Here is a 20,174-nt window from a genome sequence, read left to right as displayed (position 1 = left end):
TCCTCCGTGTCGGTGCGCTGCGCTGCGCGGTTCGTGGTCGTCGGGTGTTCGGACCGGTTGGTCGGTCGGACGGGTGGTCACGGTGTGACCACCACGCGGAGGACGTCGCCGGCGCGTTGCCGGGCCGCCGCCGCCTCGAGGTCGTCGAGGGACACGACGTCGGTCAGGAACGCGTCGAGCCGGAGGTCCCCGGCACGCCAGGCGTCGACCATGCGCGGGACCTGCCGCCACATGTCGCTCGAACCGTAGAACGACCCGGTGATCGACTTCTGCTCGTGGAACAGCTCCTGGGCGCTGAACCGCACGGGGTCGTCGCTCCGGCCCGCGCCGACCACGACCACCCGCCCACCGCGTCGGACGGCGTCCCACGCGGCCCGGATCGTGCCGGACGACCCGACCGCGTCGATCGCGACGTCGAAGCCCTCGCCGTCCGTCAGCGCGGCACCGTCGAGGTCCCCGGGCGCGGCGGTCGTCGTCGCGCCGAGCTCCGCGGCCAGGCGACGGCGGTCCGCGCTCGGGTCGACCGCCGCGATCGTGGTCGCACCCGCGATCCGGGCGCCCTGTACGGCGTTGAGCCCGACCGCGCCGGCCCCGATCACCAGGACGGTCTCGCCCGGGGCGACGTGCGCGGTGTCGACGGCGGCACCGAAGCCGGTCGGGACGGCGCAGCCGAGCAGCGCACCGACGGTGAACGGCACGTCCTCGGGCAGCGGCACGAGCGCGGTCACGGGCAGGACGGTCTCCTCGGCGAGGGTCGCGGTGCCCATCCCGGCGACCACGTCCGCACCGCCGGCCGTCATCGCCGCGCCCTGCGCCGACGATCGGGGGCGGTTCCGGCAGATGTACGGTTCGCCGCGGCGGCACGCGGAGCAGTGGCCGCACCGGGGGACCCACGACACGACGACGCGGTCGCCGACGGCCACGGTGTCGACGTCCGGCCCGAGGGCGACGACCTCGCCCGCGCCCTCGTGCCCGAGGACGGCCGGGAGCCGCTGCCCGAACGCGCCCGCGGCCAGGGACAGGTCGGTGTGGCACAGGCCCGCGGCGCGGATCCGGACGACGACCTCGCCGGGGCCGGGCGCGCGGTGCTCGACGTCGTCGCGGACGACGAACGGACCACCGGCCTCGGTGACGACGGCGGCCCTCACGCGAGCGGGTCCTGCCCCGCCGCCGCTGGTGCGGCGGTGGTCGCGGTCGGATCGAGCACGGGGTCGCCGAGCACGGCCTTCACCTCGAGGTACTCCTCGATCGCGAACGGCCCCATCTCGCGCCCCAGCCCCGACTGTCCGTACCCGCCGAACGGCGAGACCGGGAGGGCCGGGGTGCGGACGCCGTTCACCCGCACCTGACCGGCACGGATGCGTCGGGCGATCGCCGCCGCCCGGGCCTCGTCCGCCGACCAGACCTCGCTCGACAGGCCGTAGGGGGTGTCGTTCGCCATCCGGACCGCGTCGTCCTCGCCCGCGTGACCCTGCACGACGAGGACCGGACCGAACACCTCCTCGCGGACGATCTCGGCGTCCTCGGCGAGGTCGGTGACGATCGTCGGGCGCAGGAAGAACCCCGTGCCGTCGACGGCGGTGCCGCCCGTGGCGACCGTCGCCCCCGCGGCTCGTGCGGTGTCCACGAACCGGAGGACCTTCGCACGCTGCTCCGCCGACACGACCGGACCCATCGTCGTCCCGGGATCGAACGGGTCCCCGAGCACGTACGCGTCGGCGGACTCCGCCGCGATCCGGACCGCGTCGTGCAGCCGGTCCGCCGGCACGAGCAGCCGTGTCGGCGCGTTGCACTTCTGGCCCGCGTTCGTGAAGCAGTTGCGCACGGTGGTCCGCACCGCCAGGTCGAGGTCGGCGTCGTCGAGCACGACCGCGGGGGACTTGCCGCCGAGTTCGAGCGTCGCGCGCTTGATCCGCGACCCGGCGACGGCGCCGATGTGCCGACCGACGGCGAGCGAGCCGGTGAACGACACCATGTCCCACGTCTCGTCCTGGAGGAGCGCCTCGCCCGTCGTCGCGCCGGTCCCGGTGACGACGTCGAACACCCCGGCGGGCAGCCCCGCTCGGCGCCCGAGCTCGGCGAGGAACAGCGCGTTGAGCGGCGTGAGCTCGGCCGGCTTGAGCACGACCGTGCAGCCCGCGGCGAGTGCGGGCGCGAGCTTCGCCACGATCTGGTGGACGGGGAAGTTCCACGGCGTGATCGCGAGCACCACGCCGACCGGCTCGCGCACGACGGAGCTGCCCGAGGCGTCGCGGCTGTCCCAGGCGAGCTGCCGGGCGATCGCCGCCGTCGAGCGGAGCACCTTGACGGGCAGGTCGACCTGGACCGCGCGGGACTCCCGGATGGGCATGCCGATCTCGTGCGTCGCGAGCTCGGCGAGGGCGTCACCGTGCCGTTCGAGTTCCGCGGCGAGCGCGTCGAGGAGCCCGGCACGTCGGGACGGTGGCAGCGCGGCCCAGGCGGGCCAGGCCTCCCGGGCGTCGAGCAGTGCGCGGTGCGCGAGGTCGGCGGAGGCGTCGAGGACGGTGCCGATGATCCGTTCCGTCGCCGGGTCCACGACGTCGAGCGGGGCCTCGTCGTCGGGGGAGACCCAGCCGCCGCCGATGAACACGGAGCGGTCGGGGACGACGACCGCGTCGACGGGAGCGGCGGTGGTGCTGACACCGGTCTCGGGACTCATGCCGCGCCTCCCGTCCGGACCACACGCACCGGCACGCGGTCCCACCCGCGGAACAGGTTCACCCGCAGGCGTTCCGGCTCCCCGTCGAGCTCGAACCGGATCCCGCGGTCGAGCACGGCGCCGAAGAACGACCGGACCTCCGCCCGCGCCAGGTGTGACCCGAGGCAGAAGTGCGCGCCCCACCCGAAGCTCAGGTGGTCGTTCGGCGTGCGGTCGAGGCGGAATTCGTCCGGGTCCTCGAACACGGCGGGGTCACGGTTCGCGGCCGAGAACCACAGGACGACCTTGTCGCCCGCGGCGACGTCGCGCCCGTCGATGGTCAGGTCCTCGAGTGCGGTCCGGCGCATCGCGGCGACCGGGCTGACGTGGCGGAACATCTCCTCGACGGTCGTCGGCAGGAGGCCGCGGTCACGTTCCAGCCGCGCCCACGCGTCGTGCTCGTGGAGCGCCACCGTGCCGCCCGAGACGAGGTGCCGCGTGGTCTCGTTCCCGGCCGCCACGAGCACGATGTAGTACGCCGCCAGCTGGTTCCAGGTGAGCGGCTGCCCGGCCACGCTGCCGTTCGCCATGACGCTGATGAGGTCGTCCCGGGGGTCGGCGCGACGCTCCTCGGTGAGGCGCTGGAAGTACCCCATGACCTCGTCCCGCGCTTCGGCGAGGGCGTCGGCGTCGACCAGGTGGTCCGGGTCGGAGCTCGTCAACCGGTTCGTCCAGTCGACCATGCGGGGCGCGTCCGACGCGGGGACGCCGAGGACGCGGGACAGCACGAGCATCGGCAGGCGGGCGCTGATGCGTTCGACCAGGTCGAAGGTGCCGCGGGCCTCCGCCTCGTCGAGCAGGAGCGTCACGGCCTCGTCGATCATGGCCTGCCACTGCTGGATCTTCACGGCCCGCAGGTGCGGGATCGTGACCCGGCGCAGGGCGACGTGCTCCTGCCCGTCCATGTTGTGGAGGCTCTGCAGCGCGCCCTCCACCTTGCGGTCCAGGATCTGCGTGCCCTCGGCGCTCGTCAGCTGCGGCATCTCGCTCGCCGCGGCCTTGACATCGGCGTACCGAGTGAGCGCCCAGAAGCCCGGCCCGCGGTGCGACGGGGCGTTCCAGTGCACGGGGTCCTGCTCCCGGAGCGCGGCGAACACCGCCATCTCGCGGTCGTCCGCGAACGCGGTGAGGTCCATCAGGTCGACGCCCGCCGTCGGGCTCCCGATCGTCATGGTCGCCAACCGTAGTCGCGTCCGGCGACGAACTGGCTACTGTGGAACACCTTTCCGACCCCAGGAGCGCCGTGATGTCCTCCCCGTCCGAGCCGAGCGTCGAACCGCGGGACCGCGCGCTCGACGACGCCGTGTTCGCGCTCGACCACCACCACGGCGTCCCCGCCCGCGAGCTCACGGAGCTGCTCGGCGGCAAGGGCGCGGGCCTCGCCGAGATGACCGCGCTGGGACTCGCCGTGCCCCCGGGGTTCACGATCGCGCTGCCGGTCTTCCGTCGGTGGCGTCACGGTGGGTGGCCCTCCTCGCTCGACGCCGTCGTCGCGGCACACGTCGCGGCGCTCGGCGAGCGGATGGGCCGCCGGCTCGGCGACCCGGACGATCCGCTGCTGCTGTCCGTTCGGAGCGGCGCCGCCGTCTCGATGCCCGGGATGCTCGACACGGTCCTCGACCTCGGGCTCAACGACGACACCGTGCGGGGGCTCGCCCGGGTCACCGGGGACGACGCCTTCGCCGAGGACAGCCACCGGCGCTTCCTCCGGATGTACGCCACGATCGTCATGGGCGTGTCCGTCGAGGCGCTCGCCGACGCCGAGGACGCCCGCACGCTGCGACGACGGATCACCGAGCTCGCCGGGCGGCCCGTGCCGCACGACCCCGAGCAGCAGCTCCGCGAGGCGATCGCCGCGGTCTTCGCGTCGTGGGACAGCGAGCGTGCCCGCGCCTACCGCGCCCGCGACGGCATCGACGACGACGCCGGCACCGCCGTCACCGTGCAGGCCATGGTGTTCGGCAACCGCGGACCACGCTCCGGGACCGGCGTCGTGTTCACGCGCGATCCGGCCACCGGCGCGCCGGGCCCGTACGGCGACTACCTCGTCCGCGGCCAGGGCGAGGACGTCGTCGACGGCAGTGCGCACCCGGTGCCGGTCCGCGACCTCGCCGACCTCGACCCCCAGGTGTACGTCGACCTCATGGCCGCGCTGCGCCGTCTGGAGGCCCACTACCGCCACGTCTGCGACGTCGAGTTCACCGTCGAGGGGGGACGGCTCTGGTTCCTCCAGACCCGCGCCGGCAAGCTCAGTGCGGTCGCGGCCGTGCGTACCGCCGTCGACCTGGTGGACGACCCGGAGGTCGCGCTGACGCCCGAGGAGGCCGTGGCGCGCGTCCCGGAGGAGGTCCGGGAGCGGGCGCGGCGCGACCTCGAGACGGATGGTGCTGGTTCCGCCACGGAGCACGGTGACGACGCGCACGGTGCTGCCGCCGGCGAGACCCTGCTCGTGACCGGGCTCGGCGCGTCGCCCGGGATCGTCACCGGGGCGGTCGTGTTCTCGTCCGAGGCCGCGCTCGCCGCGGACGGCGACGTCGTGCTCGTGCGTCGTGAGACCAGCCCGAAGGACGTCGTCGGGATGTCCGCCGCGGTCGCGATCGTCACCTGCCGGGGCGGCCTGGCCAGTCACGCGGCCGTGGTCGCGCGGGGGTGGGGCGTCCCGGCCGTGGTCGGCGCCGGTGACCTCGTGCTCACGGGAGCCGAGGACGACGCGACTGCGACGGGCCCCTCCGGGGTGGTCGTCCGCGCTGGTGACCTCGTGACCGTCGACGGTGCCTCCGGTCGGGTCTGGGTCGGCTCGCCCGACGCGCGCGACGGGGCGGGGGCCCCCGTGCCTCCCGACCGGGGCGGCGACCGGGCCGCGGCTCTGCGCGCGCTCGAGCGGCTCGACACCTGGGCCGCCGGACGGTGACAGACTGCACCCATGACGGAGTACGTGGTCGACAACACCGGTGACGACCGCGCGCGGGGCGTGGACCTCGTGGACGGCGACCAGCCGCCGATCCGCCTGATCGTGCGGGGCGAGCTCCCGACGACCATCGAGCACGAGGGACGGACCTGGATCGCCACCGACGACGTCGACGAGGAGCCGGGAGCGCTGCCGATCGCGGTGTTCCGGCCCGCCGACTGACGACGGGGCGGGCGGGGACCGGAGCGCCTCCGCCCGGGGGACAACCGCCGCCGGCTGGCCGTGAGCGCGTCCCGGTCTCCCGCGTACCGTCGGGGTCCTCAGCCAGGAGGAGGAGACCCAGACATGACGGACCAGTACACGTTCCAGGACCCGAGCAAGCTCTACGCCGACAAGGTGCCCGACGAGCAGTACCTCGGCGGATCCGGCACCGATGCCGAGATGGCGGAGAACGTCCCCGCCGACCACGGTGAGGAGACCTACCGCGGCTCCGGTCGACTCGAGGGGCGCAAGGCCCTGATCACGGGCGGTGACTCGGGCATCGGCGCAGCCGTCGCGATCGCCTACGCGCGCGAGGGCGCCGACGTCGCGATCGGATACCTGCCCGAGGAGGAAGAGGACGCCAAGCGCATCATCGGCCTCATCCAGGACGCGGGCCGCAAGGCGGTCGCGCTGCCCGGCGACATCACGGACGCCGCGTTCTGCCGCGAGCTCGTGGCGAAGGCCGTCGACGAGCTCGGTGGGCTCGACATCCTCGTCAACAACGCGGGCAAGCAGCAGCACGTCGAGGACCTCACCGACCTGTCGGACGAGGAGTTCGACGCCACCTTCAAGACGAACGTCTACGCGATGTTCTGGATCACGAAGGCCGCGCTGCCGCACTTGCAGCCGGGCTCGACGATCATCAACACGACCTCGATCCAGGCGTACCAGCCGTCGCCGGCGCTCGTGCACTACGCCTCGACCAAGGGCGCGATCAACACGTTCTCCAAGGGGCTCGCGGGCCAGCTCGCGTCGAAGGGCATCCGCGTCAACGCGGTCGCTCCCGGCCCGATCTGGACGCCGCTGCAGCCGGCGGGCGGCCAGGCCCCCGAGAAGCTGCCCGAGGTCGGCGCCGAGACCCCGCTCGGACGCTGGGGTCAGCCGGCCGAGCTCGCGCCGGCCTTCGTGTTCCTGGCGAGTGGTGAGTCCTCGTTCGTCATCGGCGAGACGCTCCACGTGAACGGTGGCATGCCCACGCCGTGACGCCCGGGCCGGGCCGGGCCGGGCCCGGGCCCGGGTCCGGCCGTTCGGTCCGCCGGCCGAGCACCGCGACGAGATCGCAGAACACGCCGCTTCCCACCATCGGGAAGCGGCGTGTTCTGCGATCTGGGCGTTCCAAGTCCGGGCCGTCCGGGGCCGTCCGGGGGCGTCAGCGGGTGTCCGGGGCGGGGCGCATCCGCGCCATGCGCTGCAGCAGTTCACGTGCGGACAGCGCCGCGGCGAGCTCGACCTCGACCGGCTGGATGCCGAAGGCCCGCTCCATCTCGGCCCGGCGCGCCAGGTCGGCGACGGGTACCTCCGGACGCTGCGGCAGCTTCGCGACGGCCTCGGCCGCGGCCTCGAAGGCACCGGCCGGAGCGCCGAGGTGCTCCCACATGAGGCGGACGTCCCGAGCCACCTCGTCCGCGTGGCCACCGAGCTCGAACCCGGTGCTCGCCATCTGCGCGAGGCCCTGTGCCAGATCGTCGGGGGACATGGCGTCCATCCTCGCACCGCGATCCCAGCGCCGCGCCAGCGGTGTCCCGCCGGCCCGGTCCGTGCCGGCCCGGTCCCGACGGCGCGGTGCGCCGCCGGGACGTGGGTCAGCGCCGCCGGGACCGGGGGTCAGCGCTGCCGACGGAGGCCGTGACGCGGCGTCGCGGATCCGGCCGACTCGGGCGCGTCGACGGTGAGCCGACGGCGACGCGCCAGGGCGAGCACGGCGATCCCCGCCAGGAGCAGGGCCGAACCGAGCGCGATCGCCGGGCGGTCGTCCTGCCCGGTGAACGCGAGGGAGCCCGATGTGTCGGTCGCAGCGGCAGCAGCCGGTACGGCGCTCGCTCCGGCCGGGGACACGCTCGCGGTGCCGCCCGAGGGGGACGGCGTCGGCGTCGTGATCGGCGCGACGGCCACGGCGACGCCCTGCCCCATGCCGCCCGCGCTCGCCTGGATCATCTGTGCACCGGCGTCGGTCGTGGCGGTCGTGCCGTCGGCGGTGACGGTGGTGACGGCGGCCTCGTTCTGCTCGGTGCGGGACGGACCGTCCCCGTTCGCCGTGCGCTCGGAAGCCGCGATCTCGACCCGGTACTGGTCCGCGACGGTGAGTGTGGGCCAGGACACGGTCACGCTGGTGGTGGAGCAGGTGACCGGGATCCCCGACCCGGGAAGGTCGGCGATGTGCGTGTAGACGCCGTCGACGTAGGAACCCTCGGAGAGCTGCACCGTGGCGCAGTCGAACTGCCAGGTCTGTCCGGCGGGAACGGCGTCGGTGGTCGTGGCGGAGGCGAACGGGCCGTTCGGGGTGTCGATGTGCCAGACGACCGCGTCCGTCGGGTTCGTCCGGCCCTGGTCGGGCCGCGCCCACGTGCCGTACTTCGACGCGGCCGCCGGGTCACCCCAGGCCGGGCCGGTCGGCGTGATCGGCGTCGTGAACTGCCGCCCGTCACTCGTCGTCGAGGTGATCGGGGTGGTGACACCGCCCGGGGTCGTCGTGCCGTTGAAGTCCGACTGGACGTACGCCGTGCCGCAGGTGTCGCGGTGCGTGTCCACGTAGTTCGTGAACGTGAACGAGACGATCCACGGGGTGCTCGATGCGATCGTTGCCGTCGCCACCGTCGCGCCGGTGGCGGGGTCGTCGAGTTCGAAGCCCGTCGGCAGGTGACCCAGGTGGTCGCTCAACGTGAGGCCGAACGTGTCACCGGCGTGGGCGTCGGCGGGCGCGCACCAGTCGATGGACGTGCGGAGCTGACTGCCGAGCGCCGGCGCGGTCGGGCTGACGGTGACGTTCGTGATCGCGCCGGAGACCTCGGTGGCGTGGGCTGCGGGGCCGGCGGCCAGGACGAGGGCGCCCGCGACGGCGAGGGTGACACCGCCCACGATCGGGATCCGGACACGGCGGACGAGGGCATGCTTCGGGTACATGGTGCTCCTGGGATACGGGGTCGCGGGTTCGGGGCCCGCGTCGGGTGTGGTCATGCTACGTCGTCGCTCCCGATACCCCGAGGGCGCCGCCCCCCGGTTGTCCCCTGAAGAGAGGACCCCCGGACCGGGGGGTGCGGAAGAAACCTTCTGGGCGGTTTGATCGTGGGGACGGACACGACGTCCGCCAGACCGGACCAGGGTGCCAACGTCGTCCGCCCTCCCGTCTCCACGAAGGGGCATGATGCTCGACCACACCAACGCGGACACCGCGGCCGCTGCCGCCGCAGCCCAGACGCTCCACCTCCGCGTCATCATCGTCGACGGGGCCGTCGACCTGCTCCACGAGGTGCCCTTCCACGAGGCCCGTCCGGACGCCGTCGCCGCCCGCATCGGCATCTCGCTCGAAGAGCTCCACCAGCACTTCCCGTCGTGGGACGGCCTCGTGCTCGCCGCCGTCGACCGGTGGAACGGCCAGCGCACCGAAGCCATCGAGCACACCCTCGGCGACGTCAGCACCGTCGAGTTCCTCCGCGCGATGGTGGCGTCGAACGTCCGGCAGCCCGCGCTCATGCGCCTGCTCGTCGCCCTCGCGAGCGTCGCGAGCGACTGCACGCACCCCATGGCCCCCTACCTGCAGTCGCGGTACCAGCTGTTCGTCACGCAGATCCGCCGCGGTCTCGAGCACGACGTCGCCGTCGGTCGTGCACCGCACACCATGGACCCCCGTCGCGGCGCGGAGCAGCTCATCGCCCTCTACGAGGGCCTGCAGCTGCAGGCCCTGCTCCGGCAGGACCTCGACCTGATGTCGGCGTTCGACCGGGCGGCCTCCCGCCTCGAGCGCGGTTGGGAGGAGCGGTACCAGGTGCGCGCTCCGCTCACGCCGTCGACGTGGGTCGACGACGCCTGGTCGCTCTGAGTCACGGCGAACGCCGCCCGGACCGCCCTGGGCCGTCGCGCTGACGTGCGCCGTCAGACCGCGACGCTGAGGCAGCGGCGGAGACCGCGGAGACCGCTCCGGATCCGCGTCTTCGCGGTGCCGACCGGGACGCTCAACCGGTCGGCGACCTCCAGGTCCGTGAGCCCGTCGCGGTACCGCAACAGCACGGCGGATCGCTGGTGCGGCGTGAGGCCGGCGAGCGCGTTCCGCACCGCGACCCACTCGGCCAGCACGTCCAACCGCTCGGCGGCGTCGTGGTCGACCGGCTCGAAGTCCCGCATCCCGACGCGGATCTCCCGCTGTCGGGTGCGCTCGATGGACCGGACCCGGTCGACGGCGCGGCGGTGGGTGAGGGTCTGGAGCCAGCTCGTCGCCGAAGCGCGCGCGGGGTCGTACGGTGTCGTGTCGTCGGACCAGACGTCGAGGAGGACGTCGTGCACGACCTCCTCGGCCTGGGCGTGGTCGACGAGCGTCCGGCGGGCGAACGACACGAGGCGCGGCGTCAGCCGGACGTAGAGCTGGTGGAAGGCCTCGCGGTCGCCGCCGCAGACGGCGATGAGCAGCGCGTCATCGCTCGTCGTGGCGGGGTCGGTGGTCGGTCGACGGTGCAGCATCTCGGGTCCGTCTCGGGTGTCGTGATCTCGGGTGGTCCTGTCGACGCTGACTCCGCCGACGGGGTACGACGGCTGCGTCTCGTCTACTCGTGCCTCCTGGACCGGCTCGGAGGCACCGTTCGGGCCGTGCTTCCCCGATGCGCCCCGAACTGGGTGTCCCGCTCGCGGCGGTCGTGGGTGGAATCTGGGTCCTACCCCTGATCCCCACCTGAGGAGAACCGTCGTGCTGTCCACCGTCTACACCAGTTCCGCGACGTACCCGTTCACGGATGACGACCTGGCGGTCCTGCTCCTGAACAGCCGCGCGAACAACGCCCGTGCCGGTCTGACCGGCGTCCTGCTGCACCAGGACGGGCAGTTCATGCAGGTGCTCGAGGGCCCCGACGACGCCGTGCGCGAGCGCTACGCGATCATCGCGTCGGACCCGCGGCACGGTGCGGTCCAGCTCGTCGCGCAGGAGTCGATCGCCGAGCGTCGGTTCCCGGCGTGGACCATGGGGTACCGCGCGGTCGTCGACACCGGCGCCGACGACCTGCCCGGGTTCGACGACTTCTTCAGCGCCCCCGCGGCCGGTCGGACGTCGGAGACCGCGGCGCGGGTGCAGGACCTCGTCGCGCAGCTCGGTGACGAGGACCCGACCGCGGCCTGAGCCCCGGCGCAGGAGGCGGATGTCGGCGATCCTCGGCGCGCCGTCCGCGGGACGACGATGATGAACGGGTCCGTTCCGGGCCTCGGGGCCCACGCGAGGAGGCCCCATGCAGCTGTACGCCGCCGATCCCGTCCGTCGTGTGCGGCAGCTGGTCGCCGACGTGGTCGCCCTCGTCGCGATCGTCCTGGCGGTCCTGCTCGGGCGCGCGGTCGGGGCGTCGATCGCCGCACTCGGTGACGTCGGTCGGCGCGTGCAGGACGCGGGTGAGGGTTTCCGCAGCACCATGTCGCGGGCGGCGGACCGCATCGCCGACCTGCCGTTCGCGGGCCGTGCCGTGAGCGCGCCGTTCCGGAACGCGAGTGACGCCGCACGGACCCTCGTCGCCGCGGGGCGCGACCAGCAGGAGGCAGCCCACCACGTCGCGGTCCTCGTCGGCGTCGTCGTGGCGGGCCTGCCCGTCCTCCTCGTCGTCGTCCTGTGGCTGCGCCGGCGGGGCGGCTTCGTGCGGCGGGCGGCCGCGGTCCGGGCGTTGCTGCGCACACCGCTCGGACTGGAAGCCCTCGCGGCACAGGCGTTGGCGCACGCGCACCCCGGCACGCTGCGTGCCGTGGAGCCCACCGTGGTCGAGCGGTGGCGGGCCGGGGAGCCCGACGCGGTCCGGGTCCTCGCCACACTCGCGCTCCGCGACGCCGGGGTGCCGCTCCGGCTCCTGCCGCGCTGACGTCGACCGGAGACGCAGGGAGTCAGTGCGATCCTGGTGTGTCCACAGGAAACGCACCGAGTCCCAGAAGGATCAATGCACCAGCTCCACAGCACCACCCGTTCCACCCGATTCGTGGTCGGCGCCGCGACCGCACTCGCAGCGGCCGCACTGCTCGCCGGCTGCAGCTCGAGCACCTCCGCCGGTTCCTCCGGCTCCACGTCGGCCTCCTCCGCATCGGGGTCGTCGTCCTCGTCGAAGCTGCCGGCGAACTTCCCGAAGGCCGTGCCCGTCGTCAAGGGCGACGTGATCGTCGCCCGCGGCAACGCCAGCGACGGCTGGAGCGCCACCGTCTCGCCGAAGGGCGGGAAGGGCTTCGCACAGGCGGGCCAGGCACTCGCGTCTGCCGGCTTCACCAAGCAGGGCGGCGGCACCGCCACGCAGGCGACCTACACCAGCGACCGCTACACCGTGAGCATCAGCACGCCCGGCTCGTCCGTGACGTACATCATCTCGACGCGCTGACGCGCTGACGCGCTGACGCGCTGACGCGCTGACGCGCTGACGCGCTGACGCGCTGACGCGCTGACGCGCTGACGCGCTGACGCGCTGACGCGCTGACGCGCTGACGCGCTGACGCGCTGACGCTCGATCGCGCCGACCGGATGGAGGCCCGGAGTGGCCTCCATCCGGTCCGCTTTGCGCAACCCCCCGGACGGAGATCGCTAGACCGTCTAGCTTCATGTCATGTTGATCCCCAGCGTGTTCGACTTCGAGCCGGACCGCCTCCGTAGCTACTCGGCGTCGCGCATCGACCGGCTCCTGCAGGAGCGGCCCGTCGAGTACCTGGCGCACCTGTCGGTGGCGCGGCAACTCGACACGTGGATCGCGCAGACGCTGGCGGACCCCGACCCGGACGACGAACGGTTCGACGCCGGGTTCGTTGCGGCCCTCCGCGCGGTCCGTGACTGCCTGCGCCAAGGGGACTTCACGCCGGGTGGCCTCCACGGCAGCCGCCCGAGGGACGGGGCCGGACCAGGCCCCGACCCCGACCCCGGCGCGGCGGCGGGCGGCACCCCCGGGACCTGAACCGCCCCCCCGCTGAGCGCAGTGACCGACGGCGCTCAGACCTCGCCGGCCCGAGCGCCCGCCCACAGGTCGATGCCGGCCGAGTCCACCGCGTGCTCGTCGATGGCGCGCAGCTCGTCCTCCGCGAAGGACAGGTGGTCGAGCGCCGCGACGTTCTGTTCGACCTGCTCGACCCGCGAGGCGCCGATCACGAGCGAGGTCACCCGCTCGTCGCGGAGGGCCCACGCGAGTGCGAGCTGGGCGAGGGACTGCCCCCGAGCGGCCGCGATGTCGTGCAGCGCCCGGAGGTGACCGACGACCTCGGGCGTGATGACCGAGGGGTCGAACGAGGTGCAGGCGGCGGCGCGGGTCCCCTCGGGCACGCCGTCGAGGTACTTGCCCGTGAGCAGGCCCTGCGCGAGCGCCGTGAACCCGATGACCCCGAACCCGAGCTCGTCCGCGGCGTCGAGGAGGCCCTCGGTCTCGATCCAGCGGTTGAGCATCGAGTACGACGGCTGGTGGATGAGCAGCGGGGTGCCGAGGTCGCGGAGGATCGCCGCCGCCTGACGGGTCCGCTCCGTGTCGTACGAGGAGATCCCGACGTAGAGCGCCTTGCCCTGCCGGACAGCCGTGTCGAGCGCGGTCATGGTCTCCTCGAGCGGCGTGGAGGCGTCGAGGCGGTGCGAGTAGAAGACGTCCACGTAGTCGAGGCCCATGCGCTGCAGCGACTGGTCGAGCGATGCGAGCACGTACTTCCGACTCCCGCCGCCCTGCCCGTACGGGCCCGGCCACATGTCCCAACCGGCCTTGGTCGAGATGACGAGCTCGTCCCGGTACGGGTGGAGGTCCTCCCGCATGATGCGGCCGAAGTTGATCTCCGCGGCGCCGTAGGGCGGCCCGTAGTTGTTCGCGAGGTCGTGGTGCGTGATCCCGAGGTCGAACGCCCGCCGGCTGATCGCGCGCTGGGTCTCAAACGGTCGGTCGTCACCGAAGTTGTGCCAGTACCCGAGTGAGAGCAGCGGCAGGTCGAGGCCGGACCGGCCGGTCCGGCGGAACGGCATCGAGTCGTAGCGGTCGTCACGGGCGACGTAGGTCATGGGGATGTGCCTCCGAGCGGGGTGGGGATCAGGGGTCCAGCCTCGCATGGAGGACGGTGGGGCGGGCCTCCGGACCGGTCAACGACACCTGTCGTGCACAGCGACAGGTGTAGTGTGACTGCCGGATCTTCCATCCGACCGCGACGCCGCGCCGACTCGATGACGGGGTGCCGATGGGCCACCACCAGCACAGAGAGCAGTCATCCATGCGCGCCGTCGTCTTCGAACAGTGGCAGACCTTCCCCTCGCTCACCGACGTGCCGAAGCCGGTCCCGGGACCGGGAGAGGTGCTCATCAAGGTCGCGGGCGCGGGCGCCTGCCACTCGGACGTCGCCGTCTACCGACACTTCTCCGAAGGCCAGCCCGGGGCGCAGGCGCCGGCGTTCACGCTCGGTCACGAGAACTCCGGTTGGGTCGAAGCAGTTGGCCCAGGAGTCGAGGGCTTCGCCGAGGGAGACGCCTACCTGGTGTACGGCCCGATCGGGTGCGGGCACTGCAGGGCCTGCTCGCGCGGGCAGGACACGTACTGCGAGAACGCCGCGACCATGCCGTACCTCGGCATCGGACTCGGCCGCGACGGCGGCATGGCCGAGTACGTCACGGTCCCCGCGCGGAACCTCGTACCGCTCGGGGACGCCGACCCCGTGCTCGCCGCGCCGCTCAGCGACGCCGCCCTGACGCCGTACCACGCGATCAAGAACAGCCTGCCGAACCTCGCGGGCGGGGGCCGCACCGCACTCGTCGTCGGGCTCGGCGGCCTCGGCCAGATCGCCGTGCAGATCCTCACCGCCCTCACCGGCGCGACCGTCATCGCGACGGACACCAAGGCGGACGCCATGACGCGTTCCGCCGAGCGCGGTGCGGTGACCGTCCCGGGAGGCCCGGATCAGGCCGCCAGGATCCGCGAGATCACGGGAGGCAAGGGCGTCGACGCCGCCTTCGACTTCGTCGGCGCGACGCCGACCATCGAGCTCGCTCAGGCGTCCATGGCGCAGGGAGGCCGGCTCACCGTCGTCGGGATCGCCGGTGGCGTCACGTCCTGGTCGTTCTTCTCGACGCCGTACGAGTCCACCTTGACGAACACCTACTGGGGCACGATCGAGGACCTCCACGAGGTCGTCGACATGTACCGAGCCGGTCAGATCGTGCCCGACGTGGAGCGCTTCGCGATGGACGACGCCCTGGAGGCCTACCGGCGGCTCGAGGCTGGCGAGCTGTCCGGGCGCGCGGTGGTCACGCCGAACGCCTGACGGAAGCGTGTCGGGAACTGCCGAACGCGACGCTCGTCCTGCTCGTGCTCCTGGTCCGCGACGAGGTCACTCAGGGCTCCCCGACGGTGTCGACCTGGCTTCTGGAACGGGGTCGCACCCGCTTCGAGGAGCCTGACCAGGGTGGGCCGGGAAACGCCGAGCAGGTCGGCGGCTTCGTGTGTCGTCAGCTGCATCCGCGACGGGATCACGGCCACCCCGTTGCCCGCGGCCAGGGTGTTCGCGACCTGTTCCACGACATCGAAGATCTCGGCCGGTAGGAGGCGTTCGCGGCCGTGTCGAACGACGCGCGGCGGGCCACACGTAGCCTGGATCGGTGCCGTCCTCCTCCCGGTCCTGTCCGTCCGTCACGCGCCCCGTCGCGATCGGTTCGGCGGACTGACGTGGCCGTCGACACCGCCGAGGACGTCCTCGGCGCACTCGCCCGCACCCCGGGCGACCTCGCCGCCGCTCGACGCGTCGCCCGCCGGTTCGCGACCCTCGGTGACGGCGAGGTGGGGGTGCTGCTCTGGAGCGAGGTCGAGGACGCACGGCTCGTGGCGGTGCTGCTGCTCGTCCAGCGGTTCCGGGACGGTGACGACGCGACCAGGTCGGTCGTGGTGGAGGACTACATGGCAGCGGCCCACAGCGAGCGCGTCGACAGCGACCTCCTCGTCGAGGTCAGTGCGGAACACATCGTGGGCGCGTGGCTCGCGGACCGTCCGCGTGGCCCGCTGTTCGCGCTCGCCAAGAGCGACGTCGTCTGGGAGCGGTGCATCGCGGTCACCGCGACCCTCGCGTTCGTCAAGCGTGGGGAGGCCGCGACCGCGCTCGACATCGTCGGCAGGCTCGTGCGGGAGCGGAACGAGCACGTGCGGCGTGCCGTGGCGCTCGTCCTGCGCGGGGTCGGCAAGTGGGCCTCGCACGACGAGCTCGTCGCGTTCCTCGAGTCGAACGCGAGCGGGATGGACCGTGCGCTGCTCAGTGCGGCGACGGAGCACCTGCCTGCGGCTGCGCAGGCGCGGTTCCGCCGGTAGGAGCGTCCGCGGGGTAGGTCCACGAACTACCGCGCTGCTGGAGGGTTCCGAGCACCCGGCGGATCCGTGGGAGCACGCGGCGCGTCTGGACCACGCTCCAGATGCCGAGGGCGACCCAGAGCACGACGAGCGCGATCCCGATGGGATCGGCGAACTGGGTCAGCAGCCAGACCGAGACGAGCGCGAGGACCGCGCAGAGCACCGGAGCCAACCACGCGGACCGTCGCTGCTGCCGCTCCCACCGCTCGAGCATCGGTGTCCAGGTGCTGGGATCGGCGTCATCGGGCACCTGGCCGGTCTTCAGGGAGCGTCGCATGGCGGAGAGGGCGCTCGTACCGCCCGCGCGCCGCCGGGCGATGCTGACCCGTACGGACAGCAGGGCTGTCAGCAGGACCGCGTAGACGGCGTCACCGATGAGCTGCGCGGGCCAGTCGGTGTGTCGCGGCGGGTCGACGAGGTCGATGCCACCACGGACGACGACGAGGACGACGAACATCACGACGGCCAACGCCCATATCGGCAGGTTGCGGAAGCGCTCGAGCATCACGGTCTCCTTCGGGTGGGATCGACCCGAGCTTGCCCCCGATCAGCATGAGTGATCCTCGTTGTACCCCCAACCAAGGACGTCCTCCCAGCCAGCAGTGGGCCGAGCGGATCCGCAGGGCGGGGGACACCCCCGGCTGGACGGGACCTGCACGGGTCGGACGTGGCAGGTGGCGGACGGGTAGCGATGGACCCGGCGCGGGAGGGGCCTCCCGGCCGACCGCTGCGGCACCGCCGCAGCCCGACGAGCTGGAGGAACCATGCGCGCACTCACCTGGCAGGGGACCGAGAAGGTCTCGGTCGAGACCGTCCCCGATCCCACGATCCAGGAGCCCACCGACGCGATCATCCGGATCACGTCGACGGCGATCTGCGGGTCCGACCTCCACCTGTACCGCGTGCTCGGGCCGTACATCGACAAGGGCGACGTGCTCGGCCACGAGCCCATGGGGATCGTCGAGGAGGTCGGTTCGGGCGTGACGAACCTCGCTCCGGGTGACCGCGTCGTGATCCCGTTCAACATCTCGTGCGGGCACTGCTGGATGTGCACGCACGGGCTGCAGTCGCAGTGCGAGACGACGCAGGTGAAGCAGTACGGCAGCGGTGCCGCGCTGTTCGGCTACACGAAGATGTACGGCCAGGTGCCGGGTGGGCAGGCGGAGTACCTCCGGGTGCCGCACGCCGACTACGGGCCGATCAAGGTCCCCGCGACCGGCCCCGACGACCAGTACCTGTTCCTCAGCGACATCCTCCCGACCGCGTGGCAGGGCGTGGCGTACGCCGACGTGCCCGAGGGCGGGACGCTCGCGGTGCTCGGGCTCGGCCCCGTCGGGCAGTTCGCGGCCCGGATTGGCAAGCACCTCGGGTACCGCGTGCTCGCCGTCGAGCCGGAGCTCGTCCGCCGCGAGATGGCGGCGAAGTACGGTGTCGAGACGTTCGACATGTCGGACGACGTGGTGGAGCACCTCGTGGATCTCACCGACGGACGCGGGCCGGACGGCGTCGTCGACGCCGTCGGTATGGAGGCCCACGGTGACGCCGTCGCCGGGTTCGCCCAGCGGGCGGCCGGGCTGCTGCCCGACAAGCTCGCGCAGAAGGCCATCGAGACCGCGGGCGTCGACCGGCTCGTCGCGGTGCACGCGGCGATCGACCTGGTCCGGCGCGGCGGCACGGTCTCGCTCAGCGGTGTCTACGGCGGAACGGCCGACCCGATGCCGATGATGACGCTGTTCGACAAGCAGATCACGGTCCGTGAGGGACAGTGCAACGTCCGCCGCTGGCTCGACGACCTCATGCCGCTCGTCGAGGACCCGTCCGACCCGCTCGGCACGCTCGACCTGACGACGCACCGCGTGTCCCTCGAGGACGCCCCGCACATGTACGAGGTGTTCCAGAAGAAGGAGGACGGCTGCGTCAAGGTCGTCCTGACCCCCGGCGCTCCGGCATGACCCGCGTCGCCGTCGTCGGCGCCACCGGCAACGTCGGCACGGCGCTGCTGCGCCGCCTGCAGGCCGAGGAGGCCGTGACCGGCATCGTCGGCATCGCCCGACGGATCCCGGACCGGTCGGCCGACCCGTACGCCGGGGTCGAGTGGCACAGCGTCGACGTCGGCGCCGACGGTGCCGTGGCGGCCCTGACGCCGCTCCTCGAGCACGTCGACGCCGTCGTCCACCTGGCTTGGGCGCTGCAGCCGACGCACGACATCCCGACGCAGTACCGCGTCAACGTCGAGGGGACGGCCGCCGTGCTCGAAGCGGCCGCCGCCGCGGGCGTGGGGCAGGTCGTCGTGGCGTCGTCGGTCGGCACCTACCGGGCTGCGGACAAGCGGCTGCGCGTGGACGAGTCCTGGCCGGTCGACGGCATGGCCACGGCGACGTACAGCATCCACAAGGCGCTCAACGAGGCGGCCCTCGACGAGTTCGCCGACACCCACCCCGACATCGTGGTCACCCGCCTGCGCCCGGGGTTGGTCTTCCAGCAGCCGGCGGCAGCGGAGATCCGGGGGCTGTTCCTCGGGCACCTCGTCCCCATGCGCGTCGTCCGCGCGGCCCGGTGGGCGGTGCTCCCGCTCCCGGGACCGTTCGTGTTCCAGGCGGTGCATGCCGACGACCTCGCCGACGCGTACTGGCGGACGATCGACCAGCGGGCCGCGGGAGCGTTCAACGTCGCCGCCGGGCCGGTGCTCACGCCACCGCGGCTCGCCGCGGTGCTCGGCATGCGTCGCGCCGTCCGGATCCCGCTCCGACTGCTCCGTGCCGTCGTCACCCTGACCTGGCACCTGCGGATCCAGCCGACAGACGCCGGTTGGATCGACATCGCGGCGAACGTGCCGATCATGCGGACCGACAAGGCGCGCGAGGAGCTGGGGTGGGAGCCGCAGCACACCGCGGTCGAGGCCTTCGCCGACCTCGTCGAGGGATTCCGGCAGGGCTCGTCCGTGCCCGCGTCGGGGCCGCTCCGCGGCTGAGGGACAGCGCGGGTGCCGCGACCGGTGACGCCTGGGAGGGGCTTGTCCCCCGTTCCCAGGAGCCATGACGGACCGGGTGTGGTGCGAGCACACTGTGGGCCGGACGACGCACACCGCGTCCGACCCGGGACGGCCCGGACGGGCCCGAGGAGGAACCCATGAGCAACGCCGATGACGGCCGCCAGACGACACCGGCGGTCCCACTCACCAACCCGAACGACGGCGAGCACGTCCCCGAGCACCGGGCGCCGGTGGACGACCGGGGTCCCGCCGACGACGGGGCCGACCTGAACGACCGTGCCGTGGCGCACGAGGACCGGGACCGTGCCCTGGCGCACGAGGACCGGGACCGCGCCGTGGCGCACGAGGACCGCGACCGTGCCGTGGCGCACGAGGACCGGGACCGTGCCGTGGCGCACGAGGACCGGGACCGTGCGCCCTTGACCCGGCAAGAGGTCGTCGGACGCCAGAAGGAGGAGTTCGGCGGCTTCAAGTTCGGATCGGCCTTCTTCGGGTGGCTCACCGCGATGGGCACGGCCGTCATCCTCACGGCGATCCTCGGTGCGATCGGTGCCGGACTCGGCCTCGGCATCACCGGCGGGAACGCGAACCAGGTCGGGAAGGCCGCCACGTCGAACGCCGGCACCGTCGGACTCATCGGCGCCATCGCGCTCGCCGTGATCCTGTTCGTCGCCTACTACTGCGGCGGGTACGTCGCCGGGCGCATGGCACGGTTCGACGGCGTCAAGCAGGGCCTCGCCGTCTGGTTCTGGGCCGTCGCCATCGCGATCGTCGCCGCGATCGTGGTCGCGATCGCCGGGACGCAGGCGAACTTCCTCCAGCAGGTGAACGCGTTCCCGCGGATCCCCGTGGACGAGGGCAGCCTCACCGTCACCGGGATCATCACCGTCGTGGTCGCCCTCGTCCTCAGCCTGGTCGGCGCGATCGTCGGCGGTCTCGCCGGGATGCACTACCACCGCAAGGTCGACCGCGTCGGGCTGGAGCGCCCCGTCGACTGACCGGTGA

Annotated in this window: 22 protein-coding genes; 13 read left to right on the top strand and 9 right to left on the bottom strand. The window is 72.9% G+C overall.

Annotated elements, in window-relative coordinates; all coding sequences use genetic code 11:
• Positions 1-77 precede the first annotated feature (77 nt).
• The 3 genes from DEI94_RS14935 to DEI94_RS14925 are packed head-to-tail and all read right to left on the bottom strand — an operon-like array spanning position 78 to position 3,891.
• On the bottom strand, positions 78-1,148 hold the full coding sequence (locus tag DEI94_RS14935; RefSeq protein ID WP_111025851.1) for a zinc-binding dehydrogenase: 1,071 nt from the start codon (positions 1,146-1,148) through the stop codon (positions 78-80).
• Positions 1,145-2,680, bottom strand: coding sequence for an aldehyde dehydrogenase family protein (locus tag DEI94_RS14930; RefSeq protein ID WP_111025849.1), 1,536 nt, complete (start codon positions 2,678-2,680; stop codon positions 1,145-1,147). Before DEI94_RS14930 ends, DEI94_RS14935 begins: the two co-directional genes overlap by 4 nt.
• Entirely contained in the window at positions 2,677-3,891 is a 1,215-nt protein-coding gene (locus DEI94_RS14925) for a cytochrome P450 (RefSeq protein ID WP_220038141.1), read from the bottom strand. Before DEI94_RS14925 ends, DEI94_RS14930 begins: the two co-directional genes overlap by 4 nt.
• Positions 3,892-3,965: 74 nt before the next feature.
• On the opposite strand from DEI94_RS14925, the gene DEI94_RS14920 reads away from it, so the two are divergent.
• The 3 genes from DEI94_RS14920 (at position 3,966) to DEI94_RS14910 (ending at position 6,872) form a co-directional block, all read left to right on the top strand.
• Positions 3,966-5,630, top strand: a complete 1,665-nt coding sequence (locus tag DEI94_RS14920) for a PEP/pyruvate-binding domain-containing protein (RefSeq protein ID WP_111025847.1) — start codon at positions 3,966-3,968, stop codon at positions 5,628-5,630.
• 12 nt (positions 5,631-5,642) lie between these two features.
• Complete coding sequence (locus DEI94_RS14915) at positions 5,643-5,849, top strand: hypothetical protein (RefSeq protein WP_111010600.1); 207 nt, start codon at positions 5,643-5,645, stop codon at positions 5,847-5,849.
• 123 nt (positions 5,850-5,972) lie between these two features.
• Complete coding sequence (locus tag DEI94_RS14910) at positions 5,973-6,872, top strand: glucose 1-dehydrogenase (protein ID WP_111025845.1); 900 nt, start codon at positions 5,973-5,975, stop codon at positions 6,870-6,872.
• Positions 6,873-7,038: 166 nt separating this feature from the next.
• On the opposite strand, the gene DEI94_RS14905 is transcribed toward DEI94_RS14910, so the two are convergent.
• Positions 7,039-7,365, bottom strand: a complete 327-nt coding sequence (locus tag DEI94_RS14905) for a hypothetical protein (RefSeq protein WP_146249418.1) — start codon at positions 7,363-7,365, stop codon at positions 7,039-7,041.
• A gap of 128 nt (positions 7,366-7,493) precedes the next feature.
• Complete coding sequence (locus DEI94_RS14900; RefSeq protein WP_111025843.1) at positions 7,494-8,789, bottom strand: Ig-like domain-containing protein; 1,296 nt, start codon at positions 8,787-8,789, stop codon at positions 7,494-7,496.
• A gap of 238 nt (positions 8,790-9,027) precedes the next feature.
• On the opposite strand from DEI94_RS14900, the gene DEI94_RS14895 reads away from it, so the two are divergent.
• Positions 9,028-9,705: a TetR/AcrR family transcriptional regulator gene (locus DEI94_RS14895; protein WP_111010603.1), complete on the top strand. Its 678-nt coding sequence runs from the start codon at positions 9,028-9,030 to the stop codon at positions 9,703-9,705.
• A gap of 53 nt (positions 9,706-9,758) precedes the next feature.
• On the opposite strand, the gene DEI94_RS14890 is transcribed toward DEI94_RS14895, so the two are convergent.
• Positions 9,759-10,340, bottom strand: coding sequence for a sigma-70 family RNA polymerase sigma factor (locus DEI94_RS14890; RefSeq protein ID WP_111025841.1), 582 nt, complete (start codon positions 10,338-10,340; stop codon positions 9,759-9,761).
• Between the two features lie 223 nt (positions 10,341-10,563).
• Here DEI94_RS14890 and DEI94_RS14885 point away from each other — a divergent pair, with 223 nt between their 5' ends.
• The 4 genes from DEI94_RS14885 (at position 10,564) to DEI94_RS14870 (ending at position 12,778) form a co-directional block, all read left to right on the top strand.
• Positions 10,564-10,989: a BLUF domain-containing protein gene (locus tag DEI94_RS14885; protein WP_181434736.1), complete on the top strand. Its 426-nt coding sequence runs from the start codon at positions 10,564-10,566 to the stop codon at positions 10,987-10,989.
• Between the two features lie 106 nt (positions 10,990-11,095).
• On the top strand, positions 11,096-11,710 hold the full coding sequence (locus DEI94_RS14880) for a hypothetical protein (RefSeq protein ID WP_111025840.1): 615 nt from the start codon (positions 11,096-11,098) through the stop codon (positions 11,708-11,710).
• Positions 11,711-11,785: 75 nt separating this feature from the next.
• The gene (locus DEI94_RS14875) at positions 11,786-12,214 is read left to right on the top strand and encodes a hypothetical protein (RefSeq protein ID WP_111010607.1); all 429 of its coding nucleotides are present in this window, start codon (positions 11,786-11,788) and stop codon (positions 12,212-12,214) included.
• A 222-nt stretch (positions 12,215-12,436) separates the two neighbouring features.
• Positions 12,437-12,778 carry a hypothetical protein gene (locus DEI94_RS14870; RefSeq protein ID WP_111025838.1) on the top strand — a complete coding sequence of 114 codons (342 nt, stop codon included), beginning with the start codon at positions 12,437-12,439 and terminating at the stop codon, positions 12,776-12,778.
• Positions 12,779-12,813: 35 nt separating this feature from the next.
• Here DEI94_RS14870 and mgrA read toward each other — a convergent pair whose 3' ends face one another.
• Positions 12,814-13,854 (bottom strand): L-glyceraldehyde 3-phosphate reductase, encoded by a 1,041-nt coding sequence (mgrA, locus tag DEI94_RS14865; protein WP_111025836.1) that lies wholly within the window; start codon positions 13,852-13,854, stop codon positions 12,814-12,816.
• 206 nt (positions 13,855-14,060) lie between these two features.
• On the opposite strand from mgrA, the gene DEI94_RS14860 reads away from it, so the two are divergent.
• The gene (locus tag DEI94_RS14860) at positions 14,061-15,104 is read left to right on the top strand and encodes an NAD(P)-dependent alcohol dehydrogenase (protein ID WP_111025834.1); all 1,044 of its coding nucleotides are present in this window, start codon (positions 14,061-14,063) and stop codon (positions 15,102-15,104) included.
• Here the strand turns inward: DEI94_RS14860 and DEI94_RS14855 are convergent.
• Positions 15,044-15,358, bottom strand: coding sequence for an excisionase family DNA-binding protein (locus DEI94_RS14855; protein ID WP_111025832.1), 315 nt, complete (start codon positions 15,356-15,358; stop codon positions 15,044-15,046). The two genes, DEI94_RS14860 and DEI94_RS14855, sit on opposite strands and share 61 nt — an antisense overlap.
• A 147-nt stretch (positions 15,359-15,505) precedes the next feature.
• Between DEI94_RS14855 and DEI94_RS14850 the strand changes: the two genes are divergently transcribed.
• Complete coding sequence (locus DEI94_RS14850; RefSeq protein ID WP_181441721.1) at positions 15,506-16,138, top strand: DNA alkylation repair protein; 633 nt, start codon at positions 15,506-15,508, stop codon at positions 16,136-16,138.
• Here the strand turns inward: DEI94_RS14850 and DEI94_RS14845 are convergent.
• Positions 16,083-16,682 carry a hypothetical protein gene (locus DEI94_RS14845; protein ID WP_111025828.1) on the bottom strand — a complete coding sequence of 200 codons (600 nt, stop codon included), beginning with the start codon at positions 16,680-16,682 and terminating at the stop codon, positions 16,083-16,085. The genes DEI94_RS14850 and DEI94_RS14845 overlap by 56 nt on opposite strands.
• A gap of 259 nt (positions 16,683-16,941) precedes the next feature.
• On the opposite strand from DEI94_RS14845, the gene DEI94_RS14840 reads away from it, so the two are divergent.
• The 3 genes from DEI94_RS14840 (at position 16,942) to DEI94_RS14830 (ending at position 20,167) form a co-directional block, all read left to right on the top strand.
• Positions 16,942-18,129: a zinc-dependent alcohol dehydrogenase gene (locus tag DEI94_RS14840; protein WP_111010613.1), complete on the top strand. Its 1,188-nt coding sequence runs from the start codon at positions 16,942-16,944 to the stop codon at positions 18,127-18,129.
• Complete coding sequence (locus DEI94_RS14835; protein ID WP_111012986.1) at positions 18,126-19,148, top strand: NAD-dependent epimerase/dehydratase family protein; 1,023 nt, start codon at positions 18,126-18,128, stop codon at positions 19,146-19,148. The genes DEI94_RS14840 and DEI94_RS14835 overlap by 4 nt, the downstream gene beginning before the upstream one ends.
• Before the next feature lie 158 nt (positions 19,149-19,306).
• Positions 19,307-20,167 carry a hypothetical protein gene (locus DEI94_RS14830; RefSeq protein WP_111025826.1) on the top strand — a complete coding sequence of 287 codons (861 nt, stop codon included), beginning with the start codon at positions 19,307-19,309 and terminating at the stop codon, positions 20,165-20,167.
• The last annotated feature ends 7 nt before the right edge of the window (positions 20,168-20,174 follow it).

Source organism: Curtobacterium sp. MCBD17_040 (assembly GCF_003234805.2).
GTDB lineage: Bacteria > Actinomycetota > Actinomycetes > Actinomycetales > Microbacteriaceae > Curtobacterium.
This window is presented reverse-complemented; position numbering and strand designations above follow the sequence as displayed.

Excerpts from the sequence above, each read along its gene's own strand:
- DEI94_RS14920 (WP_111025847.1), top strand. The coding sequence starts at position 3,966 with ATGTCCTCCCCGTCCGAGCCGAGCGTCGAACCGCGGGACCGCGCGCTC.
- DEI94_RS14875 (WP_111010607.1), top strand. The coding sequence starts at position 11,786 with ATGCACCAGCTCCACAGCACCACCCGTTCCACCCGATTCGTGGTCGGC.
- DEI94_RS14830 (WP_111025826.1), top strand. The coding sequence starts at position 19,307 with ATGAGCAACGCCGATGACGGCCGCCAGACGACACCGGCGGTCCCACTC.
- DEI94_RS14890 (WP_111025841.1), bottom strand. The coding sequence starts at position 10,340 with ATGCTGCACCGTCGACCGACCACCGACCCCGCCACGACGAGCGATGAC.
- DEI94_RS14900 (WP_111025843.1), bottom strand. The coding sequence starts at position 8,789 with ATGTACCCGAAGCATGCCCTCGTCCGCCGTGTCCGGATCCCGATCGTG.
- DEI94_RS14910 (WP_111025845.1), top strand. The coding sequence starts at position 5,973 with ATGACGGACCAGTACACGTTCCAGGACCCGAGCAAGCTCTACGCCGAC.
- DEI94_RS14930 (WP_111025849.1), bottom strand. The coding sequence starts at position 2,680 with ATGAGTCCCGAGACCGGTGTCAGCACCACCGCCGCTCCCGTCGACGCG.
- DEI94_RS14895 (WP_111010603.1), top strand. The coding sequence starts at position 9,028 with ATGATGCTCGACCACACCAACGCGGACACCGCGGCCGCTGCCGCCGCA.
- DEI94_RS14840 (WP_111010613.1), top strand. The coding sequence starts at position 16,942 with ATGCGCGCACTCACCTGGCAGGGGACCGAGAAGGTCTCGGTCGAGACC.
- DEI94_RS14860 (WP_111025834.1), top strand. The coding sequence starts at position 14,061 with ATGCGCGCCGTCGTCTTCGAACAGTGGCAGACCTTCCCCTCGCTCACC.
- mgrA (WP_111025836.1), bottom strand. The coding sequence starts at position 13,854 with ATGACCTACGTCGCCCGTGACGACCGCTACGACTCGATGCCGTTCCGC.
- DEI94_RS14845 (WP_111025828.1), bottom strand. The coding sequence starts at position 16,682 with ATGCTCGAGCGCTTCCGCAACCTGCCGATATGGGCGTTGGCCGTCGTG.
- DEI94_RS14835 (WP_111012986.1), top strand. The coding sequence starts at position 18,126 with ATGACCCGCGTCGCCGTCGTCGGCGCCACCGGCAACGTCGGCACGGCG.
- DEI94_RS14925 (WP_220038141.1), bottom strand. The coding sequence starts at position 3,891 with ATGACGATCGGGAGCCCGACGGCGGGCGTCGACCTGATGGACCTCACC.
- DEI94_RS14915 (WP_111010600.1), top strand. The coding sequence starts at position 5,643 with ATGACGGAGTACGTGGTCGACAACACCGGTGACGACCGCGCGCGGGGC.
- DEI94_RS14905 (WP_146249418.1), bottom strand. The coding sequence starts at position 7,365 with ATGTCCCCCGACGATCTGGCACAGGGCCTCGCGCAGATGGCGAGCACC.
- DEI94_RS14880 (WP_111025840.1), top strand. The coding sequence starts at position 11,096 with ATGCAGCTGTACGCCGCCGATCCCGTCCGTCGTGTGCGGCAGCTGGTC.
- DEI94_RS14870 (WP_111025838.1), top strand. The coding sequence starts at position 12,437 with ATGTTGATCCCCAGCGTGTTCGACTTCGAGCCGGACCGCCTCCGTAGC.